The 19465-nt window shown below is 58.2% G+C and carries 13 protein-coding genes; 11 read left to right on the top strand and 2 right to left on the bottom strand.

Annotated features, from left to right (window positions below):
• Positions 1–551 precede the first annotated feature (551 nt).
• Complete coding sequence (locus RSSM_RS31815; protein WP_160168156.1) at positions 552–2723, top strand: sulfatase-like hydrolase/transferase; 2172 nt, start codon at positions 552–554, stop codon at positions 2721–2723.
• A gap of 606 nt (positions 2724–3329) precedes the next feature.
• Here the strand turns inward: RSSM_RS31815 and RSSM_RS19565 are convergent.
• Both RSSM_RS19565 and RSSM_RS19560 read right to left on the bottom strand, forming a co-directional pair.
• The gene (locus tag RSSM_RS19565) at positions 3330–5186 is read right to left on the bottom strand and encodes a Gfo/Idh/MocA family protein (RefSeq protein WP_008682629.1); all 1857 of its coding nucleotides are present in this window, start codon (positions 5184–5186) and stop codon (positions 3330–3332) included.
• Positions 5187–5294: 108 nt separating this feature from the next.
• Entirely contained in the window at positions 5295–6245 is a 951-nt protein-coding gene (locus RSSM_RS19560; protein WP_044303065.1) for a membrane protein, read from the bottom strand.
• A gap of 353 nt (positions 6246–6598) precedes the next feature.
• On the opposite strand from RSSM_RS19560, the gene RSSM_RS19555 reads away from it, so the two are divergent.
• The 10 genes from RSSM_RS19555 (at position 6599) to RSSM_RS19505 (ending at position 19459) form a co-directional block, all read left to right on the top strand.
• Positions 6599–7153: a gluconolactonase gene (locus RSSM_RS19555; protein ID WP_236621247.1), complete on the top strand. Its 555-nt coding sequence runs from the start codon at positions 6599–6601 to the stop codon at positions 7151–7153.
• An 11-nt stretch (positions 7154–7164) separates the two neighbouring features.
• Positions 7165–8673 carry a P-loop NTPase family protein gene (locus tag RSSM_RS19550; protein WP_008682623.1) on the top strand — a complete coding sequence of 503 codons (1509 nt, stop codon included), beginning with the start codon at positions 7165–7167 and terminating at the stop codon, positions 8671–8673.
• Positions 8674–9016: 343 nt separating this feature from the next.
• On the top strand, positions 9017–10906 hold the full coding sequence (locus RSSM_RS19540; protein WP_008682621.1) for a 2-oxoacid:acceptor oxidoreductase subunit alpha: 1890 nt from the start codon (positions 9017–9019) through the stop codon (positions 10904–10906).
• A 143-nt stretch (positions 10907–11049) separates the two neighbouring features.
• Complete coding sequence (locus tag RSSM_RS19535) at positions 11050–12060, top strand: 2-oxoacid:ferredoxin oxidoreductase subunit beta (protein ID WP_008682619.1); 1011 nt, start codon at positions 11050–11052, stop codon at positions 12058–12060.
• Positions 12061–12213: 153 nt separating this feature from the next.
• Positions 12214–13155 (top strand): cysteine synthase A, encoded by a 942-nt coding sequence (cysK, locus tag RSSM_RS19530; RefSeq protein ID WP_008682617.1) that lies wholly within the window; start codon positions 12214–12216, stop codon positions 13153–13155.
• 441 nt (positions 13156–13596) lie between these two features.
• On the top strand, positions 13597–15735 hold the full coding sequence (locus tag RSSM_RS19525) for a DUF4129 domain-containing protein (RefSeq protein ID WP_008682616.1): 2139 nt from the start codon (positions 13597–13599) through the stop codon (positions 15733–15735).
• 17 nt (positions 15736–15752) lie between these two features.
• Positions 15753–16484: an SOS response-associated peptidase family protein gene (locus tag RSSM_RS19520; protein WP_008682613.1), complete on the top strand. Its 732-nt coding sequence runs from the start codon at positions 15753–15755 to the stop codon at positions 16482–16484.
• A gap of 139 nt (positions 16485–16623) precedes the next feature.
• Complete coding sequence (locus RSSM_RS19515; protein WP_008682611.1) at positions 16624–17424, top strand: hypothetical protein; 801 nt, start codon at positions 16624–16626, stop codon at positions 17422–17424.
• Positions 17425–17466: 42 nt separating this feature from the next.
• Positions 17467–17877, top strand: a complete 411-nt coding sequence (locus RSSM_RS19510; protein ID WP_008682610.1) for a hypothetical protein — start codon at positions 17467–17469, stop codon at positions 17875–17877.
• Entirely contained in the window at positions 17870–19459 is a 1590-nt protein-coding gene (locus RSSM_RS19505) for a HEAT repeat domain-containing protein (protein ID WP_236621246.1), read from the top strand. The genes RSSM_RS19510 and RSSM_RS19505 overlap by 8 nt, the downstream gene beginning before the upstream one ends.
• The last annotated feature ends 6 nt before the right edge of the window (positions 19460–19465 follow it).

Here is a 19465-nt window from a genome sequence, read left to right as displayed (position 1 = left end):
CTCATCGCCCTACGATCGACGATGACAAAGTCGTGAACCAATCATTTCGAGCTTAATTGCAAACAGGGGCCGCTTCCAAGAATCTTCCTCGAGGCGACTCGCCGATTCTGATTCCCTGCCGTTTATGCGGGTCGTTCCGGTTCGCAGCGGACGTTATTCGCCGATCGATTGCAACCAACAAGGATCGGTAAGAACCCGGCAAGGTGCACGCAAGAACACTTTCGGTGCCGAGGGGGCTGTCCGTGCCGGTCTCGATGCGTCTGATGCAGGGTTGGCATTCTTTCGTCTGCGATGACCTGAAAAGGGTTTTCGCTCGTGGTATCTTGGCGGTTCTTTGGGGGCCTCGAGACCACATCGCACGATGACTGTTCTGGCCGCCAACCTCCCACCTTCCGTGACACTGGTCATGCCTCGTTGTTCTCGCTCGATGAATCCTCGGGCTGCGGACAGGGCGTGAGTGTCGCCCGCCCTTTCACCCCCCCCTCGCCCCGCCCATGTTCTTGCCTAAACACCTGTGTTTGTGTCGTTTGCCCGCCCTGGCAATCGTGTTCGTGACCCTTTTTTCCGCCGCGGTTTATGCCGACAAGCCGAACGTAGTGGTCATCATCACCGATGATCAAGGTTGGGCGGACATCGGTTACAACAACCCGCAAAAGGCTTGCACGCCGAATCTTGATCGGCTCGCCACTGAGGGGGCGCGGCTCGCGAATCACTATGTGATGCCGCAATGTACTCCCACGCGTGTGGCGTGCTTTACCGGTCGCTACCCAGGACGCTTTGGGCAGACGCCGTTGGAGGCGACCAACGAGCGTTGCTTCCCGGTCGGAACGCCAACCCTGGCGAACATGATGAAATCGGTTGGTTACCAAACGTATCTCATCGGTAAATGGCACATGGGTTCGAATCCGGAGGACGGCCCCAATCATCACGGGTTCGACTACAGCTATGGGTCGCTCACCGGGGCCGTTGGTATGTACGACCACCGCTATCGCAAGGGCGGGTTCTACAACACCTGGCATCGCAATCTCGAGCTGATTCCTGGTGCGGAAAACGGCAAACACGCGACGGACTTGATCGCCGAAGACGCGGTGCGCGTGATCCAGGAGGACCACGATCGACCGTTCTTCATGATGTTGACGTTCCATGCCCCGCACACGCCACTGGATGAGCGGGGGACGTTCGTCGACCGTCCGACGCAGCGAGATCCGGCCAATCCGAAGCGTTGGTTGAACGAAGACGAAATCAAATGGTTCAATGATCCCGACGGCAAGATTCAATCCGAAACGGATCCTGAGAAACGCCTGCTCCTCGCGGCTGTCCACCACGTTGATCACGCAATCGGTGAGGTCGTGGCTGCGTTGGACCGAGCGGGCCAGCGGGAGAACACGCTCATTCTGTTTTCTTCAGACAATGGCCCCCAAGGATCGTGGAATGGCAACGCGTACCCGAGCGACCTGAAACTGACGGACTTCAATCAGCCGCTGCCCATGCGTGGCAAAAAGGTCGACGTATGGGAAGGCGGGATCCATGTTCCCGGGATCGCGAATTGGCCCGGTCGTATCGAGCCGAAAACGGTGTCCGATCAGGTTCACATCGTTGATTGGCTCCCAACGTTGGCGGGAGTGACCGGAGCGGAACCGCCTGCGAGCCTGGACGGTATCGATCTCGCGCCGGTGCTCTTTGACGATGAGCAGCTTCCTCAACGCGAGTTCTACTGGATCTGGAAGCCGTCGGTGAATCGCCGGGCACTGCGATACGGTGACTGGAAGATCGTCCGCTACGGAAAGGGTGAGCCAAAGCGGCCTGCCGATTGGAATCTTTACAATCTCAGCGAAGATCCGAAAGAAGAAAATAATATTGCGCAGCAGCACCCAGAGGTTCTCAGCCAATTGCACGATCGCTACATCCAACACAGGGCGAAAGACAAAGATGCTCCGGGAACAAAGACCGGAAAGAAACGCACGCTCTCCGTCATCGACAACGCGTTCGGCAGCGTAACTTCTCCCGAAGACCAGGCCCTGCTGCTGAAGCGATTGGGGTACGACGGTATCTGCACTCGTCCCGCCAATGCGAGCCAAGAATTCTTTGCGGCGTTTGAGAAACATGACGTCAACGTTGCCGCGACGTACGTCGTTTTGCCCGCCACGAGCAAGGAGGTTCCCTCGCAGGTGGTTGAGCATCTCAGCATGCTTCGGGGAAAAGGAACACTCGTTTGGTTGGGGCTCTCGGGCGCGAACGCGAGTGACGAGGATGCTGTCAACGTCATCCGCATGGTGTGTGATCAGGCCAAGGCAAACAACCTGGATGTTGTCCTGTATCCCCATGTCGGGTTTCGAACGGACACGATCGAGCGAACCGAACACCTGCGTAAACTTGCCGACCGATCCAACCTGGGAATCAGCTTCAACCTTTGTCACTTTCTGCGGCAAAACGAGAACGCTCAACTCGAAGCAACCTTGCGATCGATTGCTCCGCATTTGAAGCTAGTTCAGATTAGCGGCGCGAATCGCGTTCCACCTGGCACACGCGATTGGGGTGAGCTGATCAAACCGTTGGGCGAGGGAAATTTTGACGTCGGCCGCGTCATTCGAGTACTCGACGAGATTGGGTATCAAGGCCAAGTGAGTCTGCAGTGCTACCAAATCAAACAACCCGCAAAGCAGCACCTGCAAACGTCGATGAACACGTGGCGGCGCTACCACAGCAAGCGCCCCCAGCCCTAACGCCGGGCTCACAAGTCCTCAACGACCATTCAGCGCACGCAACCGTGGGCGGTTGCCGCTAGAAATTCGAGTCGCCCCCGTAGCGAAAGTCGCCAAGACTTTCGGCGTTTCACAGGACCCGCCGAAACTCTTGGCGGTTTGTCGATTTAATCGAGAGTCAACCTGTTTTCGTTTAACCGCAATACCGTTCAATGAAGCACCGGGTTATGGCGTTTTCGTTTGACCGGTAGCCGTAGGCGACGCTTGACGGAACACAACCTACCCTTCGGGCACGGGTTAAACGAAAATTGAACGGTATTGCGTTTAACCGGTAGCCGTAGGCGACGTGCAGTGGCAAGTAGGTCGCCTTTGGCTGCCCGTTAAACGAATAAATCAACAGCCCGTTGGCGAGTTTCGCTACCGTGGTGGATTCTGCATTTTGACGAGTCCAATCCCGGTGCTGGATTCACCCGAATTCAGGCCACTGCATCGTTAAAAACGCCCCAGGAACGCGTGTTCGTTCCCTGATTATTGCGGCCAAAATAAACACGCCGCCACAAAAAAGCCCGCCTATCGAAATTCACGATAGGCGGGCGTGGAGCTTCTCTTCGCAGTGAAGACGATCGGCTAGGCGACCGGCTTTTTCATGAACTTGGTTTCGGCAGCGATGTCGCTGTCGTCTGGCGTCGCGTCACTGTCGACGTCGAACCATTCTTCTTCGAACTTCATGAAGCCGCTTTCTCCGCGGTTGGCTCGTTTGAGAGCAACGTTGGTTCCCAGAGCGATCACCGCATCTCCCATCGCGACGGCAGGGTAGCACCGTGGGCGATTTTCGGGATCTGGGTTGCGGATGCAGTACGCCCAGTGCTCGATCTCTTCCTGGTAACCGCGACTGACCGGTCCGGACGATGCTGCTTGAGCGACCGGTGCGGCGTAGTCGCCTGATGCGGAGGTGTCCAATGCGTATCCGCCGGCTTTCTTGGCAACGCCTGCTTTGCTCTTCGTGTCGCTGCCGCGGTAGAGATAAACGTCGGTTTCCTTGTCCATGACGAGAGTTCCCTTCGACCCCATCACGACTTCGCCCCAACCGCCAAAGCCGTTTCCGTTGATCGACGAGTAAGTCACGACGACCTTCTTGTTCGGATCGGTTTCGTAGCCAGCGACCGGTTCGATTTGTTCGTAACCGCCTTTGACCTTCTTCGACTTCGGATAGTTTTCGACGCGGTCGTAATAGCCGACATCGAACGAAGGAGCGTACTCAGGCCCAGGGAATTCGAACATGCAGTAAACGTGATCGCCGACTTCGCGGTCGAGCGGCATGATGTGGCGGCCTCCGACAGCGTGCACCGTCAGTGGGTGTACCTTTTTGCCGTCGTCACGCAGCGAGCTGAGGAAGATGCTCACGGCGTCGAGTTGGTGCGAACCGAGTTCGGCCATCAAACCGGCGCCGGTTCGTTGGAACAATCGCCATCGGTGCAATTCCTCGGCGGCGGTGAAGAGTTTGTCGCCGACGGAGAAATCGGTGTAGCCGAACTTTTTCGGGTCGACGTTCTTGTCCGCATCCCAGGCTTCCCAGAGTGCGATCTCGTTCTTCAAGCGAACCTGTTCGTCGGGATCCCGCGTTTCCTTCAACGCTCGCTTGCGATATTCGATGTCTTTGGCGATGCGATCGAAGCGTTCCGATCCGATCATCTCGCCACCCGGGATCGGCATCGACCAACTGTCGCCGCCGGGCAGGTTTCCGCGGTGCCACTGGGCACGGATGTGGTGCAATTGACCGAGCAGTCCCCAACGGATCAGGTTAACCGCGTTTTCGTACTTCACGTTGTAGTGACGTTGGTGGCCGGTCGCCAAATGGATCGGGTTTCCGTCCTTGTCTTTCAACTCGCCAGCCATGCGGGCCATGACTTTGCACTGGGCCACGTTGTGAGCCATCAGTTTTTCGGTCAGGACGTGCAGGCCACGTTCCATCGCGAGTGCGGCGACCGGTGCGTGCAACCACAGCGGGAGTGCGATGATCACCGCTTCGATGTCCGGATGATCCAGGCATTCCATGATGCCGCCGTTGCTGCCGTCGTAGACTTTGACGTTCCGGCGAGCTTCGGCCTCGTCTTTGTAACCCGCGACGCTGATCAAACCGGGCCGACGTTTCAGCGCCGATGAGCTCGACCAATCGCCATGGAAAGCACGGTGTTGGCTGAATGGGCGGATGTCGCAGATCGCTTTGACGTCCACGTATTCGGGATTGCAGCCACCGATCAGAACATTGCCTTCGTCTCCGGTTCCGATCACTGCCACGCGGACCGGGTCGTTGACCTTGCCGTAGCCAAAGTATGCCGCACCGACACCCGCTCCACCCGCCGCGCCGGCGGCGACCACGCCACGCAAGAAATCACGCCGGTTGACATCGTAGTAGCTGCCGACGGCGTTGTAGTAGTTTGATTCGCCAACGTCACGTTGGTCTTTTGAGAGTTTATCAACCATCGCAGAGGAAATTCCGTCGGGGGAAGGTGCTTAGAGGTGAGTGAGTAGGTGGGAACCGGTCGAATCAGGTGAAACTCCTCCGAATCAACCGGCGATCTGTTCGAGCCGTTAACCGGCCGCTTCGTCAGGCCCGCAAACTTTTCGAATGATCAGGTGCAGGAAGAAGTCTAGTCCGGCGAAACGTCCCGCCCCGGTCGCAGCCAGAACGAAGCACGCCAAACCTTCGATCAGTTGATAGTTCGACGAACCCGGTCCCGTCGTCGGAGGGAACTGGCTCAAAAATACCGAGAGCAGGAAAACGCCCAACGCGAGCGATGCGACCGAGGTGAACAAGCCAAGGATCAGGCACCATCCCAAGGCGATGTCGAAGTAGGGAATGATGACGTCGATCAGGCTCGTGTCCATCATGGCATTTCGCGGGCGCACCAGTTTGTACGCGGGATGCCGGGCGATCTGTTCGTCGGTGGCGAGTTGGTTTTGAGAGGTCTCGTAGTTTTCCCAAATCATGTCGATCTGGTTGAGCGTCGGGGCGATCAACTGGGTCAACTCTCGCCGAACGGTTTCGCGTTGTCCACCGAGCGAACTGACACCGTCGCGGACGGGGTCCAAATCGAGCGATTCGATCCGCTCCAGGCCCAACTGGAACTCCTCGATCTCGTTCGCGTTGAGTTCCGTTATGTATTTGAATTGTTCAACGGCCTCGATGTAGTTTCGCTGCGCGTTGGCTTTTTGCTCCTCGTCGAAACCATAATGGTTAGCGATTGCGTCGCGGTACGTGGCCCAAATGATCTGCGACTGTTTCAGATCCAGTCGCATCGCGCCGTCGTGGTCCCACACCATTTTGCGAAACTGCCCGGCAAACGGGCCGGTCGCGTTGGCGAAAAAGGGCTTCGCGGTCCAGTTGCCGGCGTGGTATTTCTCGGTGCCTTCGCTGAGAAAGTGGTAGCCGATCGTGATCCGCAGGATCACCAACATGACGATCGCAATGTGACCCAACAGGCGGGGTGAAAGGCCGTAGCCGACAGCCAATCGAAGCGGGAGAAGCAGGATTTTAGCCACTAAAAAGGGCTCCAGAAGTGGTTAAGGCGGGATCAATTGCTGCTGCAACGACGCGGAATAGTATGCCAGCAGACATTCCGCTCGCCAACCGTTGTCGGTGCAAAAAGTGTCCTGGTGCGACAATGTATTGGTCGGAAGCATAGTCCGCCGGGCATCCTCCCGCATCCGATTCGCATCCGTCCGCATCGGATTCCATGTCAGCCTGAGAGGCGCCTTCCCCGCAAATACGCGATTAGCCCCCTCATCTTGACAGCCTCAAGACAGTATCGTGTGCCTATGTTGCCTGACCCCACCCCCAATTGCCCAAGGTGATTCCGATGAATTGTGCTTTGACGCGACCACGAACATTGATCATGGCTGTGCTCACCCTGCTCGCCGCACCGTTGTGGGCATCCGGTGACGAAACCGCCACGACGACGGAGAAGATTGACGTCTTCGGCGCAGGCACGCTGGTTGTCCCGGCCGAATTCAAACGGGCACCCAAGGCAAACAATATTATCGAACACGAATTTCAGGCCTCCGCCGGCGAAGGCGAAGATGCCCAAACCGCCCGCGTCACGATGATGCCCGCCAGCGGTGGTGTGAAGGCGAACATCGATCGATGGATCGGCCAATTCAGCGGCCCGGATCGAAAAACCGTCGGGCCCAAGGAAACACAGAGCGGCGGATGGGCGGTGCACACCGTGCAGGTATCCGGGCAGTATGCGACGCGGATGGGTGGCGGACCGTTCGCCGGTGGTCGCATGGTGCGTCACGAAGGCTACGCGATGATGGGGGCGATCCTGGTCGAACCCGAAGGCGATTCGCCACGCCGTCGTCAGTATTTCGTCAAAATGATTGGCCCCGAGGCGGTTATCAAAGCCAATAGCGAATCGTTCAAAAAAATGGTCACTTCCGTCGGTCAGTAACGTAAACACGCGTGAATACTCAAAACTTCCTTGAACACCACGGCATCGTTCGGAATCCTTTCGCAGAAGAGGACGCACAAACGGACCCGGTGTTCAAACAGCACTGCATTCGTAACGCCTACCACCCCGCATGGGACAAGGTTTACGGCGATCCCACCGAACCGGCGACCGCGATCATTTTCGGTCCCAAGGGGTCCGGGAAAACGGCGATGCGTCTGCAAGTCGACCGGCATCTGATCCAGTTCAACGAACAGAATCCGGACCGGCGCGTCTACATCCTGCGGTATGACGACTTCAATCCGTTCCTGGATCACTTCTGCGAACGGCTCGGCAAACGTGCTGCGAGGAAGCCCGAGAAAGCTCTCGACGCGTGGCGTCTGTGGGACCACATGGACTCGATCATGTGCATCGGTGTGACCGAGTTGGTCGACCAAGTGCTGGCCGATGACGTTGACTTCCGCCCGAAATCAGACGACGGGAATCAAATCGATCCCCAACGGATATCCAAACTCGATCGCAACGACGCCCGTGACTTGCTGCTGCTGGCGGCTTGTTACGATCAATCCACGTCGTCAACGTTTACCGGGCGATTTGCCCAGCTCCGATCCAAATTGGGTTACCACAACTGGACCGCCTCGCTGGATTTCTACTTTGCGATCCTCTGGTCGGTCCTGGTCACGTGCGTGATCGGTTGGCTGTTTTTAAACTCAGCCGACGAGGACGGCGTTCGCACCTGGAATCTGCTGTGGCTGATTCCGATTCTCGTCTTTTTTGGCAAACTGCCCTATCTGATTCGGTGGGTGAAAAACCACTTCGCCGCCGCCGGAATCCACCGTCACATGCGGGTCGGCAAGCGCGAAACCGCGGCCGTTCGCAAGGTCCTGATGCAGTTCCCCAGCAAGGAGCTCGAGAGCCAGCCGATGCCTCGGTACGATCGCACCGACGATCGCTATGAGCTGCTGCGTAAATTCCAGGGTGTTTTATCACGGCTGGGGTTTGACGGGATGATCGTCCTGATGGACCGCGTGGACGAACCGCACATGACCGGCGGAAAGCCCGAGTTGATGCGGCGGTTTGTATGGCCGTTGCTGGACAACAAATTGCTCAAGCACCCTGGCATGGGGTTCAAAATGATGTTGCCCGAGGAGCTCTACCGGGACACCGAACGGGAGAGCCGCGAATTCCACGAACGGGCTCGACTGGACAAGCAGAACGTGATTCCGGCGTTCCAGTGGACCGGCGAATCGCTCTATGACCTTACCCGGGCACGCATGCAAGCCTGTGCGGCGGACGGCAAGTCACCCGAGCCGAAGGATCTGTTTGACGATTCGTTATCGTACGAACGGATGCTCGTCGATTTCGAATCGCTACGCGTTCCTCGGCATTTGTTCCGCTTTCTCTACCGAGTGGTTTCAGAGCACTGCAACCACTTCACCGACTCGCAACCGCAGTACAAGATCGACAGGTCGACTTTCGAGACCTCGTTGGCGGTTTACGTCCGGGAAATGAACCGGGATTGAACAAAGACCATTCCCGCAAATTATTAAAAAAGATACGATTAGGGTAATTTTGACGGTCACCAACGCTCGATAAAATCCCTCGAGTCCCTACAACCCCGTCTGATTCGGGTGTGTAGGGCTCCGTTACCGCAGTGAAACGGGTTTTCTAGGTCGCCCGGTGACCACGGGATCGCCATCGATCGAATCGATTTTTCGGCGACGGGACACCTGAAAAATCCATAGTGTCGCGTTCGATACGATTCGACGGCGAAATTCGCTTGCCCATGGCGGGCCGCGTCCGTCCTCAACCGTTCGACGACCTCCAGCCTTCGCCGCTTCCTCCACAGCCCTCTCCGCTCCTTCCATGATTGATACCAGTACTCCACCCGCCACATCGAAGACTGTCGAAACCGTCTCAGGCATTACCGTGCGTTTGTGTGGCGACTCGGGCGACGGGATGCAGCTGCTCGGAACGCAGTTGACCAATACATCGGCGTTGGCGGGCAACGACGTGGCGACGTTCCCCGATTTCCCCGCGGAAATTCGGGCACCACGCGGAACACGTGCCGGCGTGTCCGGTTTCCAGGTGCAGTTCGCCAGCCAGGAGATCTTCACTCCCGGTGACACGCTCGACGCCCTCGTCGTGATGAACCCGGCGGCGATGGTCACCAACATCGGCGACCTTCGCAAAGGCGGTATCTTGATCGCCAACGAAGACGGCTTCAACGAGAAGGAATACAAGCTCGCCAAAGTCGAGAGCAATCCGCTCGATGCCGACGTGATCGAGCAATCCTACCGCGTGGTTCGGGTCAGCATGACCAAAATGACCCGTGACGCAGTGAGCGAATTCGGTCTGAGCACGAAGTTTGCCGACCGCTGCAAGAACTTCTTTGCGATGGGCCTCGTTTACTGGCTGTTTGGTCGTTCGCTCGACCCGACACTGCGGTTCATCGAAGAGAAATTCTCCAAGAAGCCGGACATCATGAACGCCAACATGGCGGCTCTGCGTGCTGGATGGGCCTACGGGGAAACGACGGAAGTCTTCGGCGAAAGTTACCAGGTCGAGGCTGCCAAACTCGAGCCCGGCACCTACCGCAACATCATGGGCAACCAAGCCCTCGCGTGGGGCCTGATCGCCGCGTCGCAGGTCAGCGGCAAGGACCTGTTCTACGGCACTTATCCGATCACGCCCGCCTCGGACATTCTGCACGAACTGACCAAGTACAAAAACTTCGGCGTGCGAACGTTCCAAGCCGAAGACGAGATCGCGGCGGTCTGTGCGACCATCGGTGCGGCGTTTGGCGGAACGATGGCGGTCACCGCCAGTAGCGGTCCGGGGATCGCGCTCAAAGGCGAAGCCATGGGGCTAGGCGTGATGCTCGAGCTGCCGATGATCATCGTCAACGTGCAGCGTGGTGGCCCGAGTACGGGATTGCCGACGAAGACCGAGCAGAGCGATTTGTTGCAGGCGATGTTTGGCCGCAACGGCGAAGCCCCGATGCCGATCCTCGCACCACGTTCGCCTGGTGACTGTTTCGCAATGGCCGTCGAAGCTTGGCGAATCGCGACCGAGTGCATGGTGCCTGTCATGCTGCTCTCGGACGGCTATATCGCAAACGGCAGCGAACCGTGGAAAATCCCGGACATGAAGGATCTGCCTGAAATCAAATGCTCGCATCCGGCGGCCAGCGATTCGGATGAAACATTCCTGCCGTACGGCCGCAATGAAAACCTCGCCCGACCATGGGCGATCCCCGGTACTCCGGAACTGATGCACCGCGTCGGTGGTCTGGAAAAAGAAGACGGCACCGGAAACGTTTCCTACGACCCGGACAACCACCAACACATGGTGGACACGCGGGCCGCGAAGGTTGCCAAAATCGCCGAACGGATCCCGGAACAGGACGTCTTCGGTGCGACGTCCGGCGACGTGCTGGTCGTTTCATGGGGCGGTACCTACGGGGCTTGCTTGACCGCGGTCGCGAAATGCCGCGACGCCGGTCACGACGTCAGCCACGCGCACATTCGCTACATGAACCCGCTGCCATCGAACATCGGAACGCTGCTTCGTTCGTTCCGAACGGTTCTGGTTCCCGAACTCAATGCCGGCCAGCTTCGCATGTTGCTGCGTGCGGAGTATCTCGTTGACTGCGTCGGCATCAACAAGGTGCAGGGCAAGCCGTTCGCGGTTACCGAATTGGTCGATGCGATCACGCATCACGCCACGACCCTTCGCCAAACCAAAGCAGGATGATGTGAGGAAGCGAAACGGGTTGGGCTGCCTCGCCGTTACCGCAACACTTTGCGTGTGAATCGGAGGCGGATCGCCCGACCGTGCCTCTTCCTAAACGTCACCATTTTTAAACCCATCGTCCTCCGCCATTCGTTTTTTCCTTCATGAATCTTCCTGTACTCAAAGCCGCTGATTTCGCATCCGACCAAGACGTCCGCTGGTGCCCCGGTTGCGGTGACTACTCGATTTTGGCGCAGATGAAAAAGGTGCTGCCCGAACTCGGCTTTCCACGCGAAAAGACCGTCTTCATCAGCGGTATCGGATGCAGCAGTCGTTTCCCGTACTACATGAACACCTATGGCATGCACAGCATCCACGGGCGTGCACCGACCTTCGCGACCGGCCTGAAGTCGACGCGGCCGGAGTTGATGGTTTGGGTCATTACCGGTGACGGCGACGCGCTCTCGATCGGTGGCAACCACTTCATTCACTGCTTGCGTCGGAACCTGGACGTCAACATCGTCCTGTTCAACAACCGCATTTATGGCCTGACCAAAGGCCAGTACAGCCCGACGAGTGTCGAGGGGCAGATCACCAAGAGCACGCCGATGGGCGCGATCGATCACCCGCTCAGCCCGCTGTCGGTCGCCTTGGCTGCTGAAGCAACGTTCGTTGCCCGCAGCATCGACGCCCACGTTAAACACCTCGGCGAAACACTCAAAGCCGCCGCGGCTCACAAAGGCACCTCGCTCGTCGAGGTCTACCAGAACTGCAACGTGTTCAACGATGGCGCGATGGCGTACGCTCAAGAACGCAAGCAACGTGCTGATAACATCGTCGAGCTCGAGCACGGCAAACCGTTGATCTTTGGTGCCAAGGGCGAGAAAGGCATTCGTCTGACCGGCAACCATCTCGAAATCGTAAACACCGAAGACGTCCCGTCGGACGACCTGCTGATCCACGACGCGCACGATCCCAACCCAGCGATCCAAATGATGCTGGCGAGAATGCGTTATCCCGAGATGCCAGAACCGATCGGTGTTCTGCGGTGCGTTGAAGGTGTCGCAACCTACAACGATCAGATCAACGAACAGGTTACCGCCGCCAAAGCGAAGAAGGGCGAAGGCGATCTGATGGCTCTCTTCAATTCTGGCGATACATGGCAGGTGGCCTAACGACGTCACGGTTGACGGACGTTTTGCTTTCCTCACAACGTCTCGCGGCGTGATCGCAATCGCCGCGAGCATCTATCGATATCACCCACGCAAATCCCCATCCCAGCTAGAAGCTAATCACTGGCAGGCTCAGTGCTCATTAGGAGAAATCTCATGGCTCGTGGAACGACCTTCGCCAACGTCACTCGTGCAATCGGTGACACGCCAATGGTGCAAATCAATCGTCTTGTCCCCGCTGGCGGCGCGACGGTGTTTGCCAAGTGTGAGTTTTTCCAACCGCTCAACAGCGTCAAGGACCGAATCGGCGTTGCAATGATCGAAGCCGGCGAACGCGACGGCAACATCAACTCGGAAACTCACATCATCGAACCGACCAGTGGCAACACCGGTATCGCATTGGCATTTGTCTGTGCAGCGAAAGGTTACAAACTCACGCTGACGATGCCCGAGTCGATGTCGGTCGAACGTCGTGCGTTGCTGCGGGCGATGGGAGCGAACCTCGTTCTCACCCCTGCCGGTGACGGAATGAAAGGCGCCATTGATACGGCACAGAACCTCGTCGACAAAACCGACAACGCGTTCATGCCGCAGCAGTTTGAAAACCCCGCCAACCCAGCGATCCACGAAGCCACCACGGGGCCAGAAATTTGGGCCGACAGCGATCAAAAAATTGACGCGATCGTCGCCGGCGTCGGTACCGGCGGAACGATCACCGGAGCCGCTCGGTTCCTGAAAAGCCAAAACCCCGATTTCAAAGCCTTCGCCGTCGAGCCCACTCACTCGCCGGTTATCAGCGGCGGGGCACCCGGCAAACACCGCATCCAAGGGATCGGTGCCGGTTTCATTCCTGGAAACCTCGATACGGGGATCCTCGATGATGTGATCCAGGTCGATGACGAAGACGCGTTCACCTGGGGGCGACGCCTGGCCAAAGAGGAAGGCATCGTCGCGGGGATCAGTAGCGGGGCCAACATGTGCGCCGCCGCTCAAATCGCCGCTCGGCCTGAAATGAAAGGCAAGCGAATCGTGACGATCATGTGCAGCCTCGGCGAACGCTACCTCAGCACGCCACTCTTCGGCGACTTGGGCCTCTAAGGATTTCGGGTTCTAGTGGCGCGTCACGATCAAGAATGCGGGTTCGAGGCCGTAGCGAAAGTCGCCAAGACTTTCGGTGATTCTTGCCACTGCACGTCGCCTACGGCTACCGGTTAAACGAAAACAGGTTGACTCTTGATTAAATCGACAAACCGTTGGCGAGTTTCGCTACCCTAAATCTAGGCTTCGACAAACCACTTGAGCATTCTGAGATTCGGCGTGTCCGATCCCCGGTAGCTGAATTCGCCGGAATTCAGGCCATCGAAGTCGGGCGACATCGGCTGCTTCGTTTTTGAACGCTCGAGGCGGCCTAGAGAATGGCACCAGTGTGAGCAGGCACGTGTGCGGCGGATTCGTTTTTGATCCGCTCGTCGTGTTAGAATAGAGGCTCTCCGTCACTAGCCTCCTCACACCGCCGGCCCGCTCGGCTGCGCACCGACTTTGAATCGTCGTTACCAAACACTCGCCGACTACGTCGCGATCGGCCTTGCGCCGCTGTTGATCTTTTGGATGCTCAACAGCCTCGCGGGCTTTCTCATGCTCGTGCTCTATCAGGGCAACTATCCGCAGCGAGTGATGTGGACGCTTTTCTGGTACACGATGGGCGCGACCGCGCTCGCTCGCGTGACGATTGAAGAGAGTCGCAGTTACTCGTCGGTGTACGCCGTCGCCTTGGGCGTTGCAACCTTCGTCGTCATGCTGCGGTTTCTCGGCAACCCGATCTTCTCCGCAGCCGTCATCATGACGGTCGGGTATCTCGCCGACCGCATCGTCCACGACTGCACGATCGTCGACGATGGAGTCGATAGCAGCGGACGAGGGCTCGTTGACAGCGCGAAAAAATGGCTCGGACAGTTGCGCGGTCGCGCCCAGCCGAAACGCACGATCGCCACCGATTCGGCACCGCCCAAAAACGAGAGTCGGGACGCCCAGCGTGATGCGTTGCACGGGCATCAGCCCGGACGCACCGTTTTATACCTTGCCCTCGGCGCGTTGCCACTCTTTGGGATCGGGCAGTTTTTCTTGCGAGGCAATCCGGGATCCTGGGAGACCGCTCGTTGGCAACTCGCGTCGTATTTGTTCGCCAGTCTATCGCTCTTGGTCGTGACGTCGTTTTTGAATCTGCGTCGGTACCTGCGTCAACGCAATACCGAGATGCCGACCCAAGTCACCGCCGCGTGGTTGGCCGGCGGCATCGGACTGATCATCGTGATCCTGGTGCTGGCAATTCTCGCACCGATGCCGGGCCGTGCGATCGTCTCCTTCGAAATGCCCGACTTCTTAACCAACACCTCTCCGACAACCGCGAGCAAGTACGGGTGGGGCAACGAAGGTGCCGATCAACCGGGCAGCGGTGGCAAGGCTCAAGGTGCCCCGAGGCCCGATGCGAGTCAACCATCCGATGCACCGGAATTGCCTTCCCTGTCCAAGCCAGGTGGCCAGCCGGGAGGCGACTCCGGAAAGCGAGACGATGGCCCCACCGGAAAAGAATCCGGCGGCAAAAAGGCTAGCGAGAAATCAGACGATGATTCGGGCAAGACGAAGTCCGATGGATCCAAGCCGCAGGGCGAAGGCGAAGGGAGTAAGAAACAGGGCGAGTCTAAGCAGTCATCGCAAAAGCAAGGCGAGCAGGCACAAGGAAAGCAAGCACAGAGCAAACAAAACCAGGGCGAGCAAACGCAAAGCGAGCAAAAACAAAGCAAAAAACAAAGCAAAAAACAAAGCGAACGAAAACAGAGCCAGCAATCTGCCGAAGAACAGTCGTCCGGTTCCCCGCAACAGGAATCGCCCGAACAAAAATCGAACCAGCAGCAGACTGATTCTCCGAACCGAGACACACAAAAGTCAAACGAACCAGAATCACAACCCGGTAAATCGGATGACAGTCAAAATGAATCCGATCGCGAGGATCAAACACGATCCGATGACCCGCCGTCCGATGCGGGCGAGCAATCGTCCGAGGATTCATCGAGCGAGGAAGATACAGACACCAAGCCTCAGCCTGACAAACGCCAACAAAACCAAGCGGCGAACACGGAGCCACCACCCGCCCAAACACCTCCCCCCGCACCATCACCGCCGACGGATTGGTCCGGTTTGCTGTCGGGGTTTGCTGGGTTGATCAAGTTCTTCATTGTCGTGGGGCTGTTGGCGTTGGTCGCGGTCTACGCATACCTCAATCGCCACGCTTTTCTCGAGTGGCTCAACGGTTGGTTGGGAGGCTCCGACGACGAGACCGTTGAACCGGTTACCCGCACCTCTGCACCGAAACCTTCACGGTCATTGCGGCCGTTTTCCTCATTTAAGAACCCTGTCGGCAACGCGGATGCTGGGCAGGTTGTCGTGGTCACCTTCCAAGCCCTCGAAGCATGGGGTAGAGAACAAGGGGTCACGCGCAATGATGATGAAACACCGAGTGAATACACACGTCGGTTGGTCGCCGAGTTCCCCAATCTCAGGCAATCCGCAATCCAGGTCGTCGATGCCTACAACCGAGTCGTATACGGACGCGCGAAGGCCGGACGCGACGACGTGACCGCAGCCTCGTCGGTATGGCAGGTCATGCGGCCTCAACTATGAATCGAGACTAATTCAAGATGTGCAATCGCTTTCACGTCCGTACGAATTTGCATGACATCTGCAAACACCTCGACGCTCAGGCAACCTTCGATTTCGACATCCCTGAAGAGATCTTCCCGCTCGCCCCGGCGCCGACGCTCGCGATCAACCGTGACGGTATGCGAGAGATTCGCCCGATGACGTTTGGCATGGGGGGCGACTCCGGGAAAGGCGGTCCCCGCTACCTTTTGAACAACACACGGATCGAGTCGCGCACGAAGTGGCCTTGGAAAACCCCGTTTCAAAAATACCGCTGCGTCGTGCCGATGACCTCGTTCCGCGAGCCCTGTTATTGGGGCGAAACGGAGGGCACCGAAGCGAGTTTCTCTCCCACCGAAGATAAACTCTTGCTCGCTGCGGCGATCTTCTCATTCAAACAGGAACCGAACCAAGAGCCCGACCTTCGGATGAGTTTGGTCATGCGTCCCGCGCTGCCTTACGTGATGGAACACGGTCACCATCGTTCGCCGTTTTTTCTCCGTAGTGATGGTCTCGATGCGTGGATGGATCGCAAGCCTCGCTCGGCGGACCAATCGCTCGAAGTACTCCGCGAATTTGCATATGAACCGCCACTAACTCATAGCGTCGATCGGCAAATGGCGGCGTCGTGGACCAAACGTAAGAACGCCAACCTTAAGAAACGTGACGAACAACTCGCTGACATCGAGAAGATCGGCCCGCTCGGATTCGCGTCGACGCCCGACCAATGATCTCAGCCGACTCGTTTTGACAATCGTTGGCTGCGGGGCACACGGTATCGCCGCCGGGGGGCAGGTTAGCCAAAGAGCCCAGAAAGTGCTACTTTCATGTCTGATTCATTCTCTCGACTGATACGCAAATATTTAATTCATGGCTAACTCTCACACCTCCGGCAAAAAAAATACCACGGTCGCCGGTGTGGTGATCGCGTTGTTGATCGGCGGCTACACGGTTCTGCGTCCCGCGATCAACGAGGCGACCGGTTGGAACCTGCCATCGATCTCGCAGGAAGACAACGCCGGCCGAAAAGACGACAGCGCCGCGAAGCGTATCGATGACCAGCCTACGCGATCTTCGCAAGCGTCCGACGCCATCGAGTCAAGAGATGTAAATTCCAAGGACTCTTCGGCGACGGTCGCAGCGGCCCAAAGATCCTCGCCCCCCGACACCAAGACGGAAACGACCCAGCGCGGACCGCTCGCCGATCGGATGTCTTCGTCCAACGCGAAGTCGGATTCCACGTCGCAGAACAAGCCGACGTCGACCGACGCGGACGAGTCGCTGAAGTACGGTTTGCTCCGCGAAGTCGGACGTGACCGCTATATCTCGCCGGCCGGTTTGATGTACACGCCTGGCAGCGCCGAAGGGCATCGCCTCGAACACCTGCGCCGGCATGTCTCCGATCAACCGGGGCGACCGGGCAAACATGGTGTCTTCGATGGTGGGATGGAAGGTGCGTTGAAAACGATCGACAAGGCTTATGAAAACGCGAAAGCCGGCAAACGAACCACGAAGAAGACCGACAAAGGGCGCACCATCTACACGGTCGACATGGGCAAACGTGTGGGGTTCGTGGGGGGCCGCGAGGGGAACCGACGTCGCAAACCGATGGCCCGCCGCGTTCAGTTGGTCCTCGAAGGCAACCGCGTGATTACCGCTTACCCGCTCTAACACATCGAACACTCTCGAATTATTCCGCTAGGGTTACACGACGTGACACGAATCGAACCTGACTCACACGACTCGCTTTCGGATCCGCCGGGCAGCGACTCCCGCCCGGGCGACCACGAAGGCATGCGTTACAGCATCGGGCAATGCCCGATCTGTGGCGGTGGACTTTGCACGGTCCGCGCCTTTTTCGATCACGAAAATGGATCGCTCAAACTGACCCATGGTCTCGTGGTTTGTGACGAGTGCGAAGCCATTTGGTTGCAACCCGACATCAACGGCGTGCACGTCTACGCCGATTCCGAATCGCCGCTCTGTCCTGTCAGCGGCAAACCGTTGTACGACCCTCAATTCAGCCGCTGGGCAACCGAAGCCGATGTTGCGTCGTTGAATTGGTCCGCGGCCATCGACCCGTCGCTAACCTACGATCCTCGCGGTGAGCAGCCTGATGCCTGAATTCGATAATACCAACGCCGACCTTCACGACATGACGCAGCCGGACGAATTGCTTGGTGTGATCCTGACGCGTGACGTGGATCCGGTCCGAGCGGGCTTGGCACTGAAGAAGCTCGCCGACAACGATCAACTGACCGGTGAAAAGCTGCTCTCACTGCTTTCCGACGCGACCGATCAACTCCCCGATGCGGACCCCGCCGTGACCGGTGGTCTACTGCGCTTGATCCATTTGCGATGTTTGCAAGCGCAGGCGGCCGGGGACGACGATGCCGTGCGCGGCCTGCAGGTGGATTGGCTCGTCAAAGTCCTTGCCGCGTTGTCGCCGGAGGTTGCCAACCGGCATCTGTTGATGCATTTGTTGGCGATGATCCGTTCGGAGCAATCACTCGGTGCACTCGTGCAAACGTTGAACGATGCGCCCCCGCGGGGGTGGATGGCATCGGGGCAAATTCTCAGCCCATTGATGCAGCACAACGATTGGCCGGTCGATGCGGTTTTCCCCGGGTTGCTCGATTGCCTTGCCGAACCCTCGCTCGCCGCCCCGATTCTCGACCTTGCCGGACACCTGTTCCGCAGCGGCCAGGTGGACTCGCATCCCGCGACCAATCGCATTGACGCGCTCAACGCACTCCTGCGGAACGTGTCGCAGCGACTCGCCAAATTCGAAGAGGACCCGCGCAGCTTTGGAACCGATGTCGAGCAAGTGCAGGCGATCCTAGGGGAGGCCGTTGCTCTGGCGGTTTCGCTTTGCGATGCGGTCGGCTTGATCGGCGAAGAAAGCTCCATCGCTGAACTCAACAAAGCCGCCGAACTGCGTCATCGCCGCGTTCAATGCGAAGCCGCCGGTGCGTTGGCGCGACTCGGGCAGCCCTCGGGCAAGGAACAACTGATCGCGTTGTCAGCGGAACCGTCCGCCCGACTGCGAGCCATCGCCTACGCCGACGAACTGAATCTCTCCGACGAGATCGACGAGAAGTACCGCACACCGTCGGCCACTGCGGAGGCCGAAATCGCTCTCTGGTTGACCCAACCCCAACAGATGGGCGTGCCGCCGACTTCGGTCGAGGTTGTCGATTCCCGCCGGATGCTCTGGCCGAGCTACCACGATCCGGTCGACGTGTTCTTGGTGCGTTTCCAATACGATTTTGGCGATCGCAGTTACAGCAACATCGGCATCTCCGGGCCGACCGTTTTCGCTCTCAACGCCGACGTCGCCGACCTGCCACCGGAAGACATCTACGCCATCTATGCGGGCTGGCATGCCGAGCACGATGACATCTTCACGGTTCCTGCGGCCGAGTTCAACGAGGCCCAACGGCGACTCATCGAGCCGCTGCAAACGTATCTCGAACGAAACGAATACGAAGCGGTGAAACCTGCCCTGCTCGGATTCTTTTTGGAGGAGACCGCGGCGGTCTTCACTGCCGTTCGCGGAGGAACCGAGTGCGTTGTGGTCACCGACGGGTTGGAGACGATGGACCTGCCGACCGCCGGACGGATGCGCCCGCCGGCCCCCACCGATATGTTCCACCTCTACAAAGGCCGCAAGATGTTGCGGACTTTCAACCCCCAGGGGATCTAAACGGTC

It is taken from the genome of Aporhodopirellula sallentina SM41 (assembly GCF_000346505.1).
GTDB lineage: Bacteria > Planctomycetota > Planctomycetia > Pirellulales > Pirellulaceae > Rhodopirellula > Rhodopirellula sallentina.
This window is presented reverse-complemented; position numbering and strand designations above follow the sequence as displayed.

Bases quoted from the DNA above. Each gene is read 5' to 3' on its own strand.
- cysK (WP_008682617.1), top strand. From the start codon at position 12,214: ATGGCTCGTGGAACGACCTTCGCCAACGTCACTCGTGCAATCGGTGAC.
- RSSM_RS19515 (WP_008682611.1), top strand. From the start codon at position 16,624: ATGGCTAACTCTCACACCTCCGGCAAAAAAAATACCACGGTCGCCGGT.
- RSSM_RS19520 (WP_008682613.1), top strand. From the start codon at position 15,753: ATGTGCAATCGCTTTCACGTCCGTACGAATTTGCATGACATCTGCAAA.
- RSSM_RS19505 (WP_236621246.1), top strand. From the start codon at position 17,870: ATGCCTGAATTCGATAATACCAACGCCGACCTTCACGACATGACGCAG.
- RSSM_RS19535 (WP_008682619.1), top strand. From the start codon at position 11,050: ATGAATCTTCCTGTACTCAAAGCCGCTGATTTCGCATCCGACCAAGAC.
- RSSM_RS19540 (WP_008682621.1), top strand. From the start codon at position 9,017: ATGATTGATACCAGTACTCCACCCGCCACATCGAAGACTGTCGAAACC.
- RSSM_RS19555 (WP_236621247.1), top strand. From the start codon at position 6,599: ATGGCTGTGCTCACCCTGCTCGCCGCACCGTTGTGGGCATCCGGTGAC.
- RSSM_RS19565 (WP_008682629.1), bottom strand. From the start codon at position 5,186: ATGGTTGATAAACTCTCAAAAGACCAACGTGACGTTGGCGAATCAAAC.